Here is a 16,090-nt window from a genome sequence, read left to right on the forward strand (position 1 = left end):
CTCCGGCCCCCACCGAACCGGCTCCGGCACCCGCCCCGGCCCCCACCGACCGGAGCGACGAAGCCGAGCGCCGGTCCCAGGACGAGACGCCCGACGAGGCCCCACCCGACCAGGCGCCCGCCACCACCGAGGCGCCGGCCCCCAGCACCAGCGATTCGGCGCCCACCACCGAGGCCCCGGCGACCACCGCTCCGCCCGCCACCACGGCGCCTCCCACGACCGCGGCACCCCCGCCGACCACGGCCCCGCCCGAGGAGACCACCCCGCCCCCGAGCGAGGACGAGGGGGCCATACCCGCCCCTGGCGTCCCCGGCGGCGGGACGACCCCGCCCGGTCCGGCCCCGACCACCCCGCCTCCCACCGTGCTGCCGGGCGGCGGCACCAGCACGCCCAGCTCGGTGCCGGACACCACCTCGCCGAACGGCAGCTCCACCACCACCGCCCCCGCGCGGGACGGCGAGGGTGACGAGCTGGCCGGCGACGCCGCCGACCGAGACGACGACGACTCCGGCGGCGTGCCCCTGGCGGCCGTCGCCGGCACCGCTGCCCTGGCCGGCCTGGTGCTGGTGGCGCTGGCTCGTCGACGTCGCAACCGCAGCCGTCGCCGGGGGCCGGGCGGTCACATCGAACCGCGGCTCACGGCCGACATCCTGACCGAGCGCCAGCTGTCGTTCGCCGCCGGCGACGTGCTCGACGTGGTCTGGGCCACGTCGCGGGCCCTCGGCGCCGTCCTCGCCGTGAAGGAGGACCTGCCGGCGGTCACGGCCGTGCTGGTCGGCCCCAACCGGAACGTCACCGTGCACTTCGCCGAGCCGTGCGACCCGGCCCCGCCCTTCGAGGTCGGCGCCGCCACCGACCGCTGGCAGCTCTACCTCGACGACCTCGACGAGGTCGACCTCGTGTCGGGCCCTCAGCCGGCCGTCGCCGTGCTCGACACCCTGACCAGCCTCGGCAAGACCGACGGCGACGAGTGGCTGTTCGTCGACCTGGAGAGCCTCGGGGCGATCGAGCTGGCCGGCGACCCGGTCGTCGCCGCCGAGCTGGCCCAGGCGATCGTCACCGAGCTGTCGCTGCAGCCGGCGTCCGACCACCTGGTCGACCTCACCGTGATCGGGGTCGACGAGCTGGTGCCGTCGGTGGCGGAGCAGGGCGTCGCCAACGTCCAGCTCGACCAGGAGCTGGTGCGGCGCTTCGAGCAGAGCGCCGACGAGACCAGCGGCTTCCTCGACATGCAGGGCCTGCGGTCGACGGCCGCGGCCCGCGCCAAGGGCATGGCCCGCGACGGCCTGTTCGTCACCGTGGTCGCCTACGGCGGCGCCACCCCTGCGGATCCCGTGCTGCTGGAGCGGCTGGCCGCGGCGGCCACGCCGGGCGGCCGGGGAGTCGCCGTGGTGGCGTTCGGCCCGCTGGGTGCGGGAGCGACCCGGGTGATCGTGACCGACGACGGGCGGGCGCACATCCCCCGACTCGGCATCACCGTCAACGCCGCCCGCCTGGAGCGCCAGGACCTCGACCGCATCTCCGACATGCTGGCCAACGAGCCCGAGGACCCGGCGCCCGAGCCGTCCCGCGAGTGGGTGGTGCCGGGTGCCCCGGTGCGCGACACGGTCCAGCCGGGGCCGCCCCGCTTCGAGCCGGCCGCGCCCATGCCCTCGTTCGACCCCGAGGCCGACCACGATCTCGACGACGAGACGACCCCGGCCCCTGCCCCCGCCTCTGCCGAGGCCCGGGTCCGCGAGGCCCGGGAGTTCGGCCCCGAGGTGACGGCCGACTACCTCGAGCCCGCCTGGCGCTACTGCGTGCGGATCTTCGCCGACCACATGGTGGAGACGCCCGAGGGCGACGTGGTCTCGTTCCGCTACGGCGACAACCCCGACGTCCCCAACAAGAACACGCACCGGGGGCCGGAGCTGCTGTCGTACCTCGCTCTGTCGGGCCGGGCGGCCAGCGCCACCGACGTGCGCGACCACCTGTGGTGGGACCGTCCGGTCGCCCTCGGCACGGTCAACAAGCTGCTCTACGGCACCCGCAAGGTGCTGGGCGGCGCCGACCTGCTGTCGCTCGCCCAGGACGACCCGGTGGGCCGCTACCGCCTGTCGCCCGAGGTCGTGACCGACGTGGAGCTGCTGGCCCATGCCCTGCAGCACGCCCACGCCATCGCCCAGTACTACCCCGACGTGGCGATCGACGTCCTCCGGGGCCAGCTCGCCCAGATCGACACGGTGGCGTTCCGCAGCGGCCACCTGGGTCAGGGGCTGGCCGAGTGGGCCGCTGCCTACCGGGTGGTCGACCGGGTGGAGCAGCCGGTCATCGACGCGTCGCTGCTGGTCGCCAAGCTGTCGACCGACCGGGGCCCCGACGGCTACGAGGAGGCGCTGTGGGCCGTCGACCAGGGCTTGTTCGCCTGCCCGGTGAACGAGGCGCTGGTGCGGGCGGCGATGGAGATCGAGGCCCGCCTGGGCAGCACCGATGCCGTGAACGCCCGCTACCTGACGCTGGCCGCCAAGCTGGCCCGCGACGAGCTGGAGCCCGAGCCGGAGACCATCGACCTGCGGGCCCGCCTCGGCGGTGGCAAGGGCGGCCGCGGCGGCCGCAACGGCCTCCGGTGACCCGGCCGCGGTCGCCGTCCCCGGACGACGGGTCATAATCGTCGGATCATGGACGACCGCACGAGGAAGCTGAGCATCGCCGGGCTGGCGGCGGCCCTGTTCGTGGGCTTCATCTTCCTCACCCGGTGGACGGGCGACGACCCCAACTCGGTCTCGGCCCTGGGCGACCAGGAGCAGGACGAGCTGGCGCAGTTCTGCTTCGTGTTCTCGGGGAACTTCGTGCCCTACGAGCTCCTGCTGCGGGCCGCCGCCGGCCAGTCGGTGTCGCCGGAGGAGGCGGGCGAGCTCGGGATCCTCGACAGCGGCGTGGCACAGTCGATGGCCGAGAACCAGATCGACATGCTGGCCGACCGGGTGCCCGAGGAGTACGGCGCCGACGCCCGCCAGGCCGCCGAGGGACTGCAGCGGGCGCTCGACGGCGAACTCGACCCGGAGGAGGTCGAGGAGTACATCGCCGGCTACCAGCGCCTCCAGGAGAGCGCGGCCGACGACTGCGCCACCGTCGAGGACATCGACAGCGGCGACATCGAGAGCCCTGGCGGCGGCGGGGGCGGGTTCTTCGGCGACGACGAGGAGGGCCCCGTCGGTGGCGATTCCGGCGAGCCGATCGGCCCGCTGTCGACGACGCTGCCGAACACCGTGCCGACGTCGCTCCCCTGATCTGCCACCCTCCGCCCGATCCCGAAAGTCCGTGAAAACAGGGGCAAAGTTCGGAGGAATCCGTCCGGGCTCGCGCACTTATCGGAGTGAGGGCCTCGGGGCCGGGGACGTCAACGCCAACTCTGCCGCCCTCCTCAGTGGAACTGGCTGAGGGTCGTCGGTGCCGAGGCCCCCCAGAGGAGGGGACGCAACAGTCGATGCCCGTAGGTGACGCGCCCGACGCGCCCGACGGTCGCGGCGAGCCGCAGGCCGATCGGGAGACACGTGCGCCGGCGGGCGGCGCACGGTTCTTCCGCAGGTACGGACGGGTGCTGGTGGCGGTGGTGGCGTTCGCGCTGATAGCTCTGGCCGCCCTGCGAGGCAGCGGCGACCACGACACCGGCACCGCGGACGAGGGGCCGCCCACGGGGCGCCCGGCCGGCGACGACGTGTCGTCCGCGCCGGACTCCGCAGCGGAGGCCGTCGACGAGTCGTCCACCACGCTCACCACGCTGACGCCGCCCGACGTCGCCCACGAGCGCCCGGCCGTCGCCTTGGACGTCGTCCCCGGTACGGGCGACCCGGTGGAGGTGGCCCGCTGGTGGGCCGCCACCTATGCGGTCTACGGGGGCGCCGAACCCCCCTCGGCGCTGGCCGACCGGGTGGCGCCGCTGACCGCGCCGGCCTTCCTCCAGTCGCTGCGCGACGTGTTGCCCGCGGCGAGCTACGACGCGCCGCTGGAGCTGGAGGGCGTCACCGGGAACGAGGTGGCCGCCGGTGCGGGGTCGAAGGTGGTGCGGGTGTCGGTGGAGACCACCGTGGCTCTCGTCATCTACGACGTGACGCTCACGGAGGCGCCGCCGGGGTCGTGGCTCGTCAGCCAGGCCTCGCGGGTCTGAGGACGGGGCCGGGACCGTGGTGCAGCTGCTGAGCAACCCGACGCCGGAGCCGGACGCGCTCGAGCAGGAGCCGCCGCGGGCGAAGGGGCGCGGGACGCGCCGCATGATCGCCGGGGTCGCCCTGGGCCCGATGCTGCTGTTCGCCCTGGCCCTGGTGGTGTTCGCCGCCGGTGGGTCCGACCAGCCGATGGTGGAGCCGTCGCCCGCGGCGCTCAGCGACATCCCCGCCGAGCTCCTCACCCTCTACCAGCAGGCCGCCCAGGCGGAGCAGATCGACTGGGCGATCCTGGCGGGGATCGGCAAGGTGGAGTGCGACCACGGCCGCTCGCAGCTGGCCGGCTGCAACCCCCGGGGCACGGTCAACGTGGCTGGCGCCCGGGGCCCCATGCAGTTCCTCGGCTCGACGTGGCGGGCCACCGCCGGCCAGTTCGACCCCGACGTGGCCGGTCCCGCGATCGGCTCGGGGCAGGAGAGCCAGGGCTACGCCACCGACGGCAACGGCGACGGCGTGGCCGACCCGTGGGAGACCGCCGACGCCGTCCACGCCGCCGCCCGGCTGCTGGCCCGCAACGGCGCCCCCACCGACTACGACCAGGCGATCTGGGCCTACAACCACTCCGACGCCTACCGGGCGCAGGTGCTGACGTGGGCCGAGTCGTACCGGCTGACCGCCGCGGCGGCCGCGTCGGGGGGCGGCCCCGTGGTGAACCTGCCGACCGGGCCCGTCACGCTGGCGACCGTCCGGGGCATCACCGTCCACAGTGCCATCGGTCCCCAGCTGGAGCAGCTGCTGGCGGCGGCCCAGGCGGACGGCCTGTCGCTGTCGGGCGGCGGCTACCGCAGCCACGAGCAGCAGATCACCCTGCGGCGCGCCCACTGCGGCTCCAGCGACTACGCCGTCTACGAGATGCCGGCGGGCCAGTGCTCGCCGCCGACCGCCCGGCCCGGCACGTCGATGCACGAGCAGGGCCTGGCGATCGACTTCAACAACTGCTCCACTCGGTCGACCCGCTGCTTCCAGTGGCTGAACGTCAACGCCGCCGGCTTCGGCTTCCACAACCTCCCCAGCGAGCCCTGGCACTGGTCTATTGATGGTTCTTAGGTTGTCGCTGATTCCATCGTCCGATGCGGGCGACGGTTGTCGCGAAGGCTGCTGTGGCGGCGCGGCGAGGCCGAGCTAATTCGACTCCCAGGTGGACCTCAGCCTGATGTGCAACTGAAGGGTTGCGGGTCGTCTAGTTTGACTCCATGACGGGCTTCCGCTTCGGCTATCAGGTTCCGGCCACGGTCAGCTCTGCGGGCGACTTGCGGGGCGCAGCGCGCGACGCCGAGGCGGCCGGGTTCGACGTGCTCCACACCTCGGACCATGTCGACGACACCTGGGGCCCGCTTGCTCCGCTGCTCGCTGTGGTCGAGGCCACCGAGACGCTCCGGGTGTGTCCGCTGGTTCTCAACAACGACTTCTACCACCCGGTGCATTTGGCCCGCGAGTTGGCATCGATCGACCATCTCAGCGGCGGCCGCATCGAGCTGGGTATCGGGGCAGGACACGCCTTCCCCGAGTACGCGGGGATCGGGGCGGCGTTCGATCCACCCGCCAAGCGCAAGGCTCGGCTGGCCGAAGCCGTCGAAATCCTGCGCCACCTGCTCGACGGTGACGAGGTCACGTTCACGGGCGAGCACTACCAACTGGAGGGCGTGCGCACGATGCGCGCACTCCAGGAGCGGCTCCCGATCCTCGTCGGCGTCAACGGCCGTTCCGCCTTGACCCACGCTGCCCGCCATGCCGACATCGTCGGTCTGACTGGCCTGGGTCGTACCCTCGAATACGGGCAGCGCCATGAGGTGCGATGGGAACCCGAGCGCCTCGATCGCACCGTCGCCCACATCCGGGCTAAGGCCGGCGTCCGCCGACCGGCAATACACCTCCACGCCCTCGTCCAGGTGGTCGTCGTAACCGACGATCGTCGAGCCGCGGCTGACCATTTCTCCGACGACCTCGGCGTCTCAGCCAACGACGCCCTGGCGACACCCTTCCTGGCCCTCGGCACCACGACGAGATCGCCAATCACCTCGTGGTGTGCCACCAGCGATGGGGCATCGACTACTTCACCGTTCGCGACATCAAAGCCTTCAGTCCGGTGATCGAGCGGCTCCGCGCCCTCACTACTTAGCACGGCAACGACCAGCGACAACCGACGCCAGCGCCCTTCCCCTTCGCGGAACCAGCGCCCGACTGAATGGAGCGTGGACGGCTCTTGAGTTACTTGGCCACTGTCCGTAGGGTCCAACTGGAGCAACTGGCGGGCCGTCAAGTTAGGTGGTCAGGTGCCCGCGGTGGTGGATCTGGGATCCAGCCCGTCGCTCTCCGAGCGCCCCGCGAGCCGGCCGCCAAGCGACCTGTTCGCCGCTCTCGCTAGCAGTTCGCTAGCAGCGAGTCTCTACCGTGCCCCGACCGGGAGCGACCGCTCCCACGCGACACGGGATTCGAGGAGGAGTTCGTGGCTGAAGCCAGTGGAGGGGCCAGGGTGCGGTCCTGGCGGCGCAGTGTGGTGACGGGGTTGATGGCGTTCGTGCTCGCCGGAGCGATCGCTCCCGCGGCGGAGGCCGCCCCGGCCGCGCCTCAGCGGGAGGTGGCGGCGCCGGCTGCGCCTCAGCGGGAGGTGGCGGCGCCGGCTGCGACCTACGGTCCATACCGGATCATGAACGACAACAGCAACCAGTGCCTCGTCGTGCGGGGCACCGCCCAGTGGGCGCCAGTGGTGCAGACACCCTGCGGCTACTACCGGGACCAGTACTGGTACTTCATCGTGCGGCCGGAGACCAACCCCAGCGGACCCCGGTACCTGCTCCAGAACGCCAACAGTGGGAAGTGCCTAGTCGTGCAGGGTCGGGCGCTTGAGGCCCCGGCGAGCCAGGTGACGTGCAACAGCGCCTACCTCGACCAGGTGTGGTGGATGTCCGGCTCCCCGCAGATCGGTCGCTACACCAGCCTCGCGAACGCCTACAGCTACCACTGCCTGCTGGTCCGTGGGTTTGTGGTGGGGCAGCGAGCGACGCAGACGACCTGCAACCCCGGCTACATCGACCAGGCCTGGATCCTTCTCCGCGACTGACGAACGTGAACGCAGAAGGGTTGGTCACCCGAGGTGACCGAGCCTTCTGCCGCACTCCCCAGGCAAAGGTGCGGGTCGTCGTCAGCGCCCGCGCACCGTCGCCGCACACGGTGGCGTCGTGTCTGCGCCGGTGGCGGCAGTGGGCCAGCGATCCCGGCGGGCACAGGGGACTGGTGTGCCGGATGGGTCCGGAGCCCAGGTAAAGAACGCCGAAACCGACCAACGCCCGCGTCTGTAACGCTCGGCACCAACCGGACATGAGAGCTGGCAATGCCGGAGTCACGAGCCTCGAGAACCTTGTGAGTCGACGGGAACGGGGCTGCCCCAGTCCTCCGGAGCAGTTCACCGTGCTCTTCGACGCGCATGCCGAAGCGTTGCTGGCCTATCTGGTGCGTCGTCTCGACGAACCGGCAGACGCGGCGGATGTGTTGGCCGATGTGTTCGTGGTGGCTTGGCGGCGTCTCGCCGACGTGCCCGTTGGCGGTGATGGGCGGTTGTGGCTCTACGGCGTCGCCCGGCTGATGTTGCAGAACGAAAGGCGGCGGCAACGCCGTGGGCACGCCCTGGCCGAGCGACTGCGCTCGGAGCTCGCAGCACATCCTCCGGTCCTTCGCGCACCCGAGAACATTGGCGGCGACGTCACCGGCGCGCTCCGCAGGCTCTCGCCCGACGACCGGGAACTGCTGATGCTCGTGGGTTGGGATGGCTTGACGCCGGCTCAGGCCGCGGTCGTGCTGGGGACGTCGTCGGGGGCGGTCCGTGTGCGCCTGCATCGGGCCCGGCATCAACTTCGTCAACTTCTTGAGGGCAGCGACATGAGTCGGAAACGATCGATGAGGACCGGACAAGTGGTCGACCGAAGAGCAACCGTTGCTCTTCCCGGCTCGGAGGAGATCTGATGGCAGACGACCCGCTCGACGAGCAGATCGCATCAGCGGATCCCATCTGTGACAACGGGCCGGAGGTCCGCGGCGCACTGGACGCGCTGCGAGAGGAGATCCTCGACATGCCGATCACAACGTTCACCGGTCCATCTCGACGCAAGCGAGCCGTCATCGCCGTCACCGTGGTCGCCGCGCTCGGCCTCGGTGCCGGCGCGGCTGCTGCCGACGGGTTCTTCGCCCGCACCGGCCTTTTCGGCTCCGGAGGAGAAGAAGGAACCGGCGAGCTGATCCGGCTCGACGCGCCCGATGCCTCCGAGGTCATCGCCGAGGTGGGCGGCGACATCGCGTTGCCTGCGGGCGGCAGCTTCGATGACCTCACCGCGTCCATGTCCGGCGAGCCGACCGAGATGACCGAATCGGCTCTCCGGTCGACCTTGGAGTTCGACGCTGCCTGTCAATGGACCACCTCTTGGTTGGACGCGGAGGCTGCCGGCGACACCACCACGATGGCCGAAGCGCAAGCCACGCTCGACGCCGTCCCCACCTGGCCAGCGCTCGTCGCGTCCGACCCCACGCGCCAGCAGTCCAACCGACCGGCTCCAGAAGGTGCCCCCATACCGCTGGCAGACCAAGGGGCCGCTGTTCTTCCCGGCGACGGAGGCGTGATCGCCATGTGGCAGGCGATCGCCGACGCGGCACGTGCCGGCGATCCACAGGCCGTGCAGGACAGCGGCTACACGGTCAACTGCACCGACATCGGGCCAGGCCAATAGACCGCACTCGGACTGTGGGAACCCGCTGATCAACGGGCTCCCACAGTCCGAGCCGCTCAACTTCCCTTCGAACCCCAAGAACCGACAAGTGCCCAACCTCTACTTGAACAACTGTCAAGAAGCAGCCGGCCGAATGGTCAATAGATGGGTCGTAGCTCGAGCTACTCGGACCCTGTCCGAAGGTGCTACTTGAGCAACTCCTGCGGGCCGTCACGGTGGGTGGTCGACAGCTCTCGGCAGCGGCGGACGCGCTTGCCGTCCGTCTCCCGGCATCTTGGCGTCCTCAAGTCCGCAGGATTGGTGCAGGAACGGCGAGACGCGAACCGGATCTACTATTCGCTGGTGGAGGAACGGCTGGCGTTGTGCGTCGGTGGTTTCCTCTCAGCCGTCTGCCCGGACCAGATCGTGCTCCGCCGCCGTCGCCGCGGCGCAGCGGCCGAGACATCATGAAGCTGCCGGTGATCGAAGGGGTCGTGGAACGCCGACTCCTGGTCAACTATCGGGTCGATCCCGAGGTCGTCGGAGCGATGCTCCCCGCGCCGTTCCGGCCCCAGCTGGTCGACGGCTGGGCGGTCGCTGGGATCTGCCTCATCCGCCTCGGACACCTCCGGCCCAAGGGATGGCCACGCCAGGTCGGGCTGCGCAGCGAGAACGCCGCTCACCGGATCGCCGTCGAATGGGACGACCCACAGTCACGGGACGGAACAGCCACCGGCGTCTACATCCCGCGACGTGACACCGGATCGTGGCTCAACGCCCTCATCGGCGGGCGCCTCTTCCCCGGTGAACATCACCGGGCCAAGTTCACCAACCGGGAAACCGCCGACACTCTGCGCGTGGCGTTCACCAGCATCGACCGCACCGTGTCCGTCGACGTCGTCGTCGAACCAGTCGCCGAACTCGGCGATGGTCGGCTGTTCCGTGATGTCGACGAGGCGTCGGCGTTCTTCCGCGAGGGCTCCGTGGGCTACTCCGCTACCGGCCGAGGCGACCAGCTCGACGGCCTCGAGCTGCGCACGAACGCCTGGCAAGTCGATCCAGTCCGGGTCACCAGCGTGCGCTCCACCTTCTTCGACTGGGCCGACCAATTCCCGCCCGGCGCCGCCACCCTCGACTGCGCCCTGCTCATGCGCGACATCCCCGTCACCTGGCATCCCCGCGATCCGCTACACCTGCCCGCAGGCCAGAACACCTGAGTCGCCTCGGCAGTGTGCGACCTGGGACCGCATGATGGCCACGCCGACTCTCACGGACTACGTCGCGGAACGGGACCGGGAGATCGTCGGGAACGCGTGCCTGACGATCGTCCCGAACCTCATCAACGACTGCCGGCCGACCGCGTTCGTCGAGCCGGTGCTGGCCGCGGCGACCCACCGTCGCCGCGGCATCGGTCGGCTGATGCTCGGCGCTCGTAGTCTGGGCGGCATGTTCGCCGAACGGTTTGCCCGGGTGCGGGGGCGCATGGATGAGCTGGGTGTCGACGTGGTGCTGCTGTCGGTCGGGCCTGATCTGCCGTGGCTGACCGGGTACACGGCGATGCCGCTGGAGCGCCTCACCATGTTGGTGCTGCCCCGCGACGCCGACGCCGTGCTGGTGGTGCCCCGCCTGGAGGCGCCCCGGGTCGTCGAGCACCCCGAGGTGTTCCGCCTGCACCCCTGGGACGAGACCGACGACCCGATCGCCGTCGTCGCGGGCCTCGTGGGGTCGGCGGCCGACGGGCGGCTCGCCATCGGTGACCGCACCTGGTCCCGCTTCCTCCTCGACCTCCAGGGGGCCCTGCCGGACGCCGGTTGGGGCAAGGCGAGCGGCGTCGTCGGGTCGCTGCGGGCGGTGAAGGACAAGGCCGAGGTCGAGGCGCTGCGGCGGGCCGGGGCTGCCGTCGACGCCGTGGCCGCCGAGCTCCAGGCCGGCCGCATCCCCCTGGTGGGGCGCACCGAGGCCGACATCTCCGCCGAGCTGGGCCGCCGCATCCTCGACGCCGGGCACCAGCACGTGAACTTCGCCATCGTCGCCGCCGGCGAGAACGCCGCCAGCCCCCACCACGACGCCTCCGAGCGGGTGGTCCGGGCCGGCGAGGTGGTGCTGTGCGACTTCGGCGGCACCATGCTCGACGACGACGGCGTCGGCTACTGCAGCGACATCACCCGCTGCGTCGTCGCCGGTGGCGGGCCGGTGCCCACCCAGGTGGCCGAGGCCTACGCCGTGCTGCACGAGGCCCAGCAGGCGGCGGTGGCAGCGGCCGTCGTGGGCACGACCTGCGCCGAGGTCGACGCCACGGCCCGGCGCATCATCTCGGATGCGGGGCTCGGCGAGCGCTTCATCCACCGCACCGGGCACGGCATCGGCGTCGAGGAGCACGAGGACCCCTACATCGTCGCCGGCAACGACACCCCGCTGGCGGCGGGCCACGCGTTCTCGATCGAGCCCGGCATCTACGTGCCCGACCGCTTCGGCCTGCGCCTGGAAGACATCGTCGTCGCCTCGGAGGCCGGGCCCGACGCCCTCAACACCGTCGACCACACCCTGGTCGTCGTCGACGCCTGAGCCGTCCGAAACTTCGACGGACGTGGCGCCATGGCGACCGTCTCTGTCGAGATTTCGGCGGGTTAGCCTCGGTCGGTGATCCGCCTCGACGCCGCCACCGTGCTGCTGCAGTGGGCCGTCGGCGGCCTGCTGTTCCTGTGGGTCACCACCCGGTCGCGGGAGGTGGGCATCGGCTACGGCTGGCTCCTCCGGGGCCTCTACCTGCTGATGGCGGCGGGCGCCGCGGCCGTCGGCCTGGCGATCGACCCGGTGCCGGTGCGCGAGGCGTCGTCGATCGCCGTGGTGGCGGCCAGCGGCGGGGCGCTGGCGGTGTCGATCGTGCGCCGCAAGGCCGGCGTGCGGGGCGAGCACGAGCGCAAGGCCCGCAAGTCCGAGCGGGTCGCCGCCATGACCGGCATCGAGCGCACCTACGAACCCCTCCCCGAGGCCGACCAGCGCGGCCCCGAGTTCCCCCCGCAGCTCGACCTGGTCGCGCCCCTGGTCGGGCTGCCCGGCCTCGTCGCCGCGGGCGTGGCGGCCGGCGACCCGGTGGGCCTCTCGATCGCCCGGGTCGTCGTCGGCGCGGTGTTCCTGGGAGCGGTGTCCGACGCCATGCTGCTGGGCCACTGGTACCTGGTGCAGCCGGGCCTGGCCCGCCGCCCCCTGCTGGAGCTGGTGCGCTGGACGGGCCTGGTGTGGCCCCTCGAGGTGATCGTCCTCGTGTGGCCGACCGGGATGCTGTCGGTGCTGGCCGGCACGGTCGACGACGGCTGGGGCGGGATGCTCGGCTGGTTCTGGGTGGCCTGCGTGGTCACCACGATCGGCCTGGTCGTCGTCACCCGGGCGGCGCTGCGGGAGCGCTACTACTCAGCCGTGATGGCCGCCACCGGTCTCCTCTACCTGGCCATCCTCACCGCCTTCGGCACCGACCTCGTCGCTCGGGCGGTCCTCGCGGGAGCGACCTGACACGAACAGGGCGGCCCCCAGGGCGATGAGCCCGGTGGGCACCAGGAAGCGGCCGTCGTCGAGCAGCGACCCGTCGAACAGCACGATCAGCCCGGCGGCCACGAAGACCACGCCGAACACCAGCGTGATCGGGTCGAACCGGTGGTCATCCATGGTGCACCTCCACCTCGCCGAGGTCGACCCGCAGGTCCAGCTCCACCAGCCGGCCCTCGCCCTCGGGCGTGTCCTCGTCCCGTTCGAGGGTGAAGCTGCGGCTCACGTCGACGCCGTCGTCCTCGATCTCGTCGATCCCGCCGCCCCGGGCGGTGATGTTGCCGGCACCGACGTCGGCGTCGACCCGTGCCGTCATGTCGGGGGGCACGAGGACGACCAGGTTGCCGGCGCCGACCGCGGCCTCGATCCGGGGCGGGTCGCGGCGGTCGCCCTCGACGTAGCGCAGGTCGAGCATCAGTTCGCCGATCGCCATCTCGTGCTCCTCGGTGTTGCGGCCGTCCCGGTCGACCACGACCGTGCGGTCGCCGATGCCGGCGTCGAACGGGACGGTGAGCATGTCGTCGAGCAGCAGCAGGGCGACGGCGGGGATCCCCAGCCCGATCAGCCAGCGTGCCCGGCCCCGGATCGCTCCGACGACCATCCCGGCGCCGATCACCACCAGGCCGCCCGCGACGGTGGTGCTGAACCCGAACGAGACGACGTCGAGCGCCGTGAGCAGGGCGACGATGCCGGCGCCGATGCACAGCACCGAGAGGATGAGGCCCCGCTGGCGGTCGAACGGCACCGGGGGAGGGGGCGGCGCCGGCGGGATCGGCGGTGCGGGGAGCTCGGGTGACCCGAACCCCCAGGGCGGAACCGGGGGAGGAACTTCGCCCTGGGGGTCAGCGCTCACGGCACTGTCGTCGGGGACGGAGGACGGGACCCTCGTCGCGAGGTCGTCCTCCGTCGTATCACCAGCTGCGCCGGGGGGAGGCGCAACTTCGTTCGTGAGCGTAGTCGCTCCGCCACTCGTCGCGGTGAAAGGTGGGCCCACCTTCTGGGGAGACCCGTCGCGGTCGGCCACGAACAGCCAGACGCCGAGGCCGAGCAGCACGAACCCGATCGTCGGCACGTCGAACCACGGGCGGTTGCCGCGCATCATGGCGAGGGCGGCGAGGACCAGCAGGCCGACCACCACCGGCGTCGTCGAGCCCTCGGGGATGAGCCGCTGCGGTGCCTGCTGGCGGGGCACCTGGTCGGGCCGCCGGGGGATCACGATGGCGGCGATCGCGTAGAGGGGGATGCCGAACCACGTGGTGAGCGTCACCAGCACCAGCGCCAGGCGCACGATCGTCGGGTCGACGCCGATGTAGTCGGCCAGGCCGCCGCAGACGCCGGCGACCTTCTGCTCCTCCGGCTCCCGGTAGAGGCGGCGCGGTTCGGGTCCACTGGTCATGATGGCCATCATCCGCAGACCAGGCGGCCGCGACAATCAGGGATTCCCCCGACGGCACCCCGGAGGCGGAATGCCAAGGTACTTGACATCATGAACGCACTGATGGCTCCGTCGACACCTCCGCGACCCCCCACCCCACCGGCACCGCCGCGCCCGCCGACGCCGCCGTCGCGACCGAGGCCGCCCACCCCACCCGCACCCCTGCGCCCTCCGACGCCGCCGGCGCCCCAGCGACCCCCGACCCGGCCGGCACCGCCGCGCCGCGCCGCGGGCCTGGCGCTACCCGAGGGCCTGGTGCGGCGCCCGGACGACCGGGTGTTCGCCGGTGTGTGCGCCGGCATCGCCCGCTGGCTGGGCGTCGACCCGACGTTCGTGCGGATCGCGGTGGTGCTGCTGTCGTTCGCCAACGGGGTCGGGGTGGTCGCCTACGTGGTGGCGTGGCTGGTGATACCGGAGGTCGGGGCGGAAGAGGTCGAGGGCGCTGCAGTTCTGGGCGCCGAGGCCGACGCCCCGCCGGCCGGCTACCAGCGCTCGGCGGCCGTCGTGCTGATGACGCTCGGCACCCTGCTGCTGGTGCGATGGGTGTCGCCGTTCTTCCCTGACCACCTGGTCTGGCCGGCGGCGTGCGGTGCGGTGGGCCTGGGGATCCTATGGTCGCGCTCGGGTGACGAGGACCGGGCCCGCTGGCGCGACGCCGTCGCCCGCCTGCCCGGTGACCCGTTCGCCGTGCTCACCGGCAAGGGCATGTGGCTGCGGTTCCACATCGGCGGCCTGCTGCTGATCGCTGGTCTGGGCTGGTTCTTCGCCGCCAACCCCACCTTCGACGGCGTCGGCCAGGTGGGCCTCGGCATGCTGGTGACGGCGTGCGGGATCGCCCTGCTGCTGGGGCCGTGGATCGTCGGCCTGGCGCGCCAGCTCCGCGACGAGCGCGGCGAGCGGATCCGCAGCGAGGAGCGGGCCGACATGGCGGCTCACCTGCACGACTCCGTGCTGCAGACCCTGGCGCTGATCCAGCGGCACGCCGAGTCGCCCCAGCAGTCGCGCAGCCTGGCCCGGCGCCAGGAGCGGGAGCTGCGGGCGTGGCTGTTCGACGCCCGCAACCCCGACGGCTCTCCCGCCAGCCTGGCCGCCGCCCTCGACCGCCTGAGCAACGACATCGAGGCCGACCACGACGTCACCGTCGACGTGGTGGCCGTCGGCGACCTGCCCCTCGACGAGCACCTGGACGCCCTGGTGGCGGCGCTGCGGGAGGCGGCCGTCAACGCCGCCAAGCACAGCGGCGAGCCCGAGGTGTCGGTCTACGTCGAGGTGGAGGACGGCGCGATCGAGGCGTTCGTGCGCGACCGGGGCAAGGGGTTCGACCCGTCGGCCGTGTACGGCGACCGGCGGGGCATCGCGGACTCGATCATCGGCCGCATGGCCCGCCACGGCGGCACGGCCAAGGTCCGCAGCGCCCCCGGCGAGGGCACCGAGGTGACCCTCAGGATGAGCCTCCATGAGTGACGCCGACCCGGGCCCGCCGCCCCCGACACCGACACCCCCGCCGCCCCCGCCGCCGATCCGGGTCGACCGGCAGGTGCGGGTGTTCCTGGTCGACGACCACCGGCTGTTCCTCGCCGGCGTGCGGGCGGAGCTGGCCGGCCGGGTCGACCTGGTGGGCGAGGCCACCGACGTGGAGACCGCGGTGGACGGCATCGTCGCCACCGGGCCCGACGTGGTCCTGCTCGACGTCCACCTGCCCGGTGGCGGGGGCAAGGCGGTGATCGAGGCGGTGCGGCGGCGCCGGCCCGACGTGGTGTTCCTGGCCCTGTCGGTGAGCGACGCGGCCGAGGACGTGATCGGCGTCATCCGGGCCGGCGCCCGGGGCTACGTCACCAAGACCATCTCGGCCGACGACCTGGCCGACGCCGTCCAGCGGGTCCGGGAGGGCGACGCCGTGTTCTCGCCCCGGCTGGCGGGCTTCGTGCTCGACGCCTTCGCCGGCGACCTGCCGTCGGGCAAGTCGCTCGACCCCGAGCTCGACCAGCTCACGCCCCGCGAGCGCGAGGTGCTGCGGTTGATCGCCCGGGGCTACACCTACAAGGAGCTGGCCCGGCGGCTGGGCCTGTCGATCAAGACCGTCGAGACGCACGTGTCGTCGGTCCTCCGCAAGCTGCAGCTCTCCAGCCGCCACGAGCTCACCCGCTGGGCCACCGACCGCCGCCTCGTCTGAGGCGCCGCCGTTTGCCCTGACCCTCCTGGTGGAACAGGCA

The 16,090-nt window shown here is 72.2% G+C and carries 16 protein-coding genes; 13 read left to right on the forward strand and 3 right to left on the reverse strand.

Translation table 11 applies throughout. The annotated features are described in order from the left end of the window. Nucleotides 1–433: hypothetical protein (locus VK611_04455; GenBank protein ID HMG40552.1), on the reverse strand; the 433-nt coding region annotated here is incomplete at its 3' end. On the opposite strand from VK611_04455, the gene VK611_04460 reads away from it, so the two are divergent. The 11 genes from VK611_04460 (at nucleotide 399) to VK611_04510 (ending at nucleotide 12,409) form a co-directional block, all read left to right on the forward strand. Next, the gene (locus VK611_04460) at nucleotides 399–2,609 is read left to right on the forward strand and encodes a bacterial transcriptional activator domain-containing protein (protein HMG40553.1); all 2,211 of its coding nucleotides are present in this window, start codon (nucleotides 399–401) and stop codon (nucleotides 2,607–2,609) included. The genes VK611_04455 and VK611_04460 overlap by 35 nt on opposite strands. 48 nt (nucleotides 2,610–2,657) lie before the next feature. Further along, nucleotides 2,658–3,269, forward strand: coding sequence for a hypothetical protein (locus VK611_04465; GenBank protein ID HMG40554.1), 612 nt, complete (start codon nucleotides 2,658–2,660; stop codon nucleotides 3,267–3,269). A gap of 197 nt (nucleotides 3,270–3,466) precedes the next feature. Further along, nucleotides 3,467–4,147, forward strand: coding sequence for a hypothetical protein (locus tag VK611_04470; protein ID HMG40555.1), 681 nt, complete (start codon nucleotides 3,467–3,469; stop codon nucleotides 4,145–4,147). A gap of 16 nt (nucleotides 4,148–4,163) precedes the next feature. Beyond that, on the forward strand, nucleotides 4,164–5,249 hold the full coding sequence (locus VK611_04475) for a D-alanyl-D-alanine carboxypeptidase family protein (protein ID HMG40556.1): 1,086 nt from the start codon (nucleotides 4,164–4,166) through the stop codon (nucleotides 5,247–5,249). Nucleotides 5,250–5,395: 146 nt separating this feature from the next. Then, complete coding sequence (locus tag VK611_04480) at nucleotides 5,396–6,292, forward strand: TIGR03621 family F420-dependent LLM class oxidoreductase (GenBank protein HMG40557.1); 897 nt, start codon at nucleotides 5,396–5,398, stop codon at nucleotides 6,290–6,292. A gap of 356 nt (nucleotides 6,293–6,648) precedes the next feature. Continuing rightward, nucleotides 6,649–7,263, forward strand: coding sequence for an RICIN domain-containing protein (locus VK611_04485; protein HMG40558.1), 615 nt, complete (start codon nucleotides 6,649–6,651; stop codon nucleotides 7,261–7,263). A gap of 347 nt (nucleotides 7,264–7,610) precedes the next feature. Continuing rightward, the gene (locus VK611_04490; protein HMG40559.1) at nucleotides 7,611–8,162 is read left to right on the forward strand and encodes a sigma-70 family RNA polymerase sigma factor; all 552 of its coding nucleotides are present in this window, start codon (nucleotides 7,611–7,613) and stop codon (nucleotides 8,160–8,162) included. Then, nucleotides 8,162–8,920: a hypothetical protein gene (locus VK611_04495; GenBank protein HMG40560.1), complete on the forward strand. Its 759-nt coding sequence runs from the start codon at nucleotides 8,162–8,164 to the stop codon at nucleotides 8,918–8,920. The genes VK611_04490 and VK611_04495 overlap by 1 nt, the downstream gene beginning before the upstream one ends. 473 nt (nucleotides 8,921–9,393) lie before the next feature. Continuing rightward, on the forward strand, nucleotides 9,394–10,116 hold the full coding sequence (locus VK611_04500; protein ID HMG40561.1) for a DUF2071 domain-containing protein: 723 nt from the start codon (nucleotides 9,394–9,396) through the stop codon (nucleotides 10,114–10,116). Nucleotides 10,117–10,150: 34 nt separating this feature from the next. Then, a complete protein-coding gene (locus tag VK611_04505; protein HMG40562.1) occupies nucleotides 10,151–11,464 on the forward strand; it encodes a GNAT family N-acetyltransferase in 1,314 nt (437 codons plus the stop codon). 75 nt (nucleotides 11,465–11,539) lie between these two features. Beyond that, nucleotides 11,540–12,409: a hypothetical protein gene (locus tag VK611_04510; GenBank protein HMG40563.1), complete on the forward strand. Its 870-nt coding sequence runs from the start codon at nucleotides 11,540–11,542 to the stop codon at nucleotides 12,407–12,409. Here the strand turns inward: VK611_04510 and VK611_04515 are convergent. Further along, complete coding sequence (locus tag VK611_04515) at nucleotides 12,311–12,562, reverse strand: hypothetical protein (GenBank protein HMG40564.1); 252 nt, start codon at nucleotides 12,560–12,562, stop codon at nucleotides 12,311–12,313. The two genes, VK611_04510 and VK611_04515, sit on opposite strands and share 99 nt — an antisense overlap. Next, on the reverse strand, nucleotides 12,555–13,838 hold the full coding sequence (locus tag VK611_04520) for a PspC domain-containing protein (GenBank protein ID HMG40565.1): 1,284 nt from the start codon (nucleotides 13,836–13,838) through the stop codon (nucleotides 12,555–12,557). Before VK611_04520 ends, VK611_04515 begins: the two co-directional genes overlap by 8 nt. Before the next feature lie 294 nt (nucleotides 13,839–14,132). On the opposite strand from VK611_04520, the gene VK611_04525 reads away from it, so the two are divergent. Both VK611_04525 and VK611_04530 read left to right on the forward strand, forming a co-directional pair. Then, on the forward strand, nucleotides 14,133–15,341 hold the full coding sequence (locus tag VK611_04525) for a PspC domain-containing protein (protein HMG40566.1): 1,209 nt from the start codon (nucleotides 14,133–14,135) through the stop codon (nucleotides 15,339–15,341). Then, entirely contained in the window at nucleotides 15,334–16,050 is a 717-nt protein-coding gene (locus VK611_04530; GenBank protein HMG40567.1) for a response regulator transcription factor, read from the forward strand. Before VK611_04525 ends, VK611_04530 begins: the two co-directional genes overlap by 8 nt. Nucleotides 16,051–16,090: the final 40 nt, after the last annotated feature.

It is taken from the genome of Acidimicrobiales bacterium (assembly GCA_035316325.1).
In the GTDB taxonomy this organism is placed as follows: domain Bacteria; phylum Actinomycetota; class Acidimicrobiia; order Acidimicrobiales; family VFJN01; genus DASXTK01.

Bases quoted from the DNA above. Each gene is read 5' to 3' on its own strand.
- VK611_04515 (HMG40564.1), bottom strand. From the start codon at position 12,562: ATGGATGACCACCGGTTCGACCCGATCACGCTGGTGTTCGGCGTGGTC.
- VK611_04530 (HMG40567.1), top strand. From the start codon at position 15,334: ATGAGTGACGCCGACCCGGGCCCGCCGCCCCCGACACCGACACCCCCG.
- VK611_04465 (HMG40554.1), top strand. From the start codon at position 2,658: ATGGACGACCGCACGAGGAAGCTGAGCATCGCCGGGCTGGCGGCGGCC.
- VK611_04505 (HMG40562.1), top strand. From the start codon at position 10,151: ATGGCCACGCCGACTCTCACGGACTACGTCGCGGAACGGGACCGGGAG.
- VK611_04520 (HMG40565.1), bottom strand. From the start codon at position 13,838: ATGACCAGTGGACCCGAACCGCGCCGCCTCTACCGGGAGCCGGAGGAG.
- VK611_04480 (HMG40557.1), top strand. From the start codon at position 5,396: ATGACGGGCTTCCGCTTCGGCTATCAGGTTCCGGCCACGGTCAGCTCT.
- VK611_04495 (HMG40560.1), top strand. From the start codon at position 8,162: ATGGCAGACGACCCGCTCGACGAGCAGATCGCATCAGCGGATCCCATC.
- VK611_04470 (HMG40555.1), top strand. From the start codon at position 3,467: ATGCCCGTAGGTGACGCGCCCGACGCGCCCGACGGTCGCGGCGAGCCG.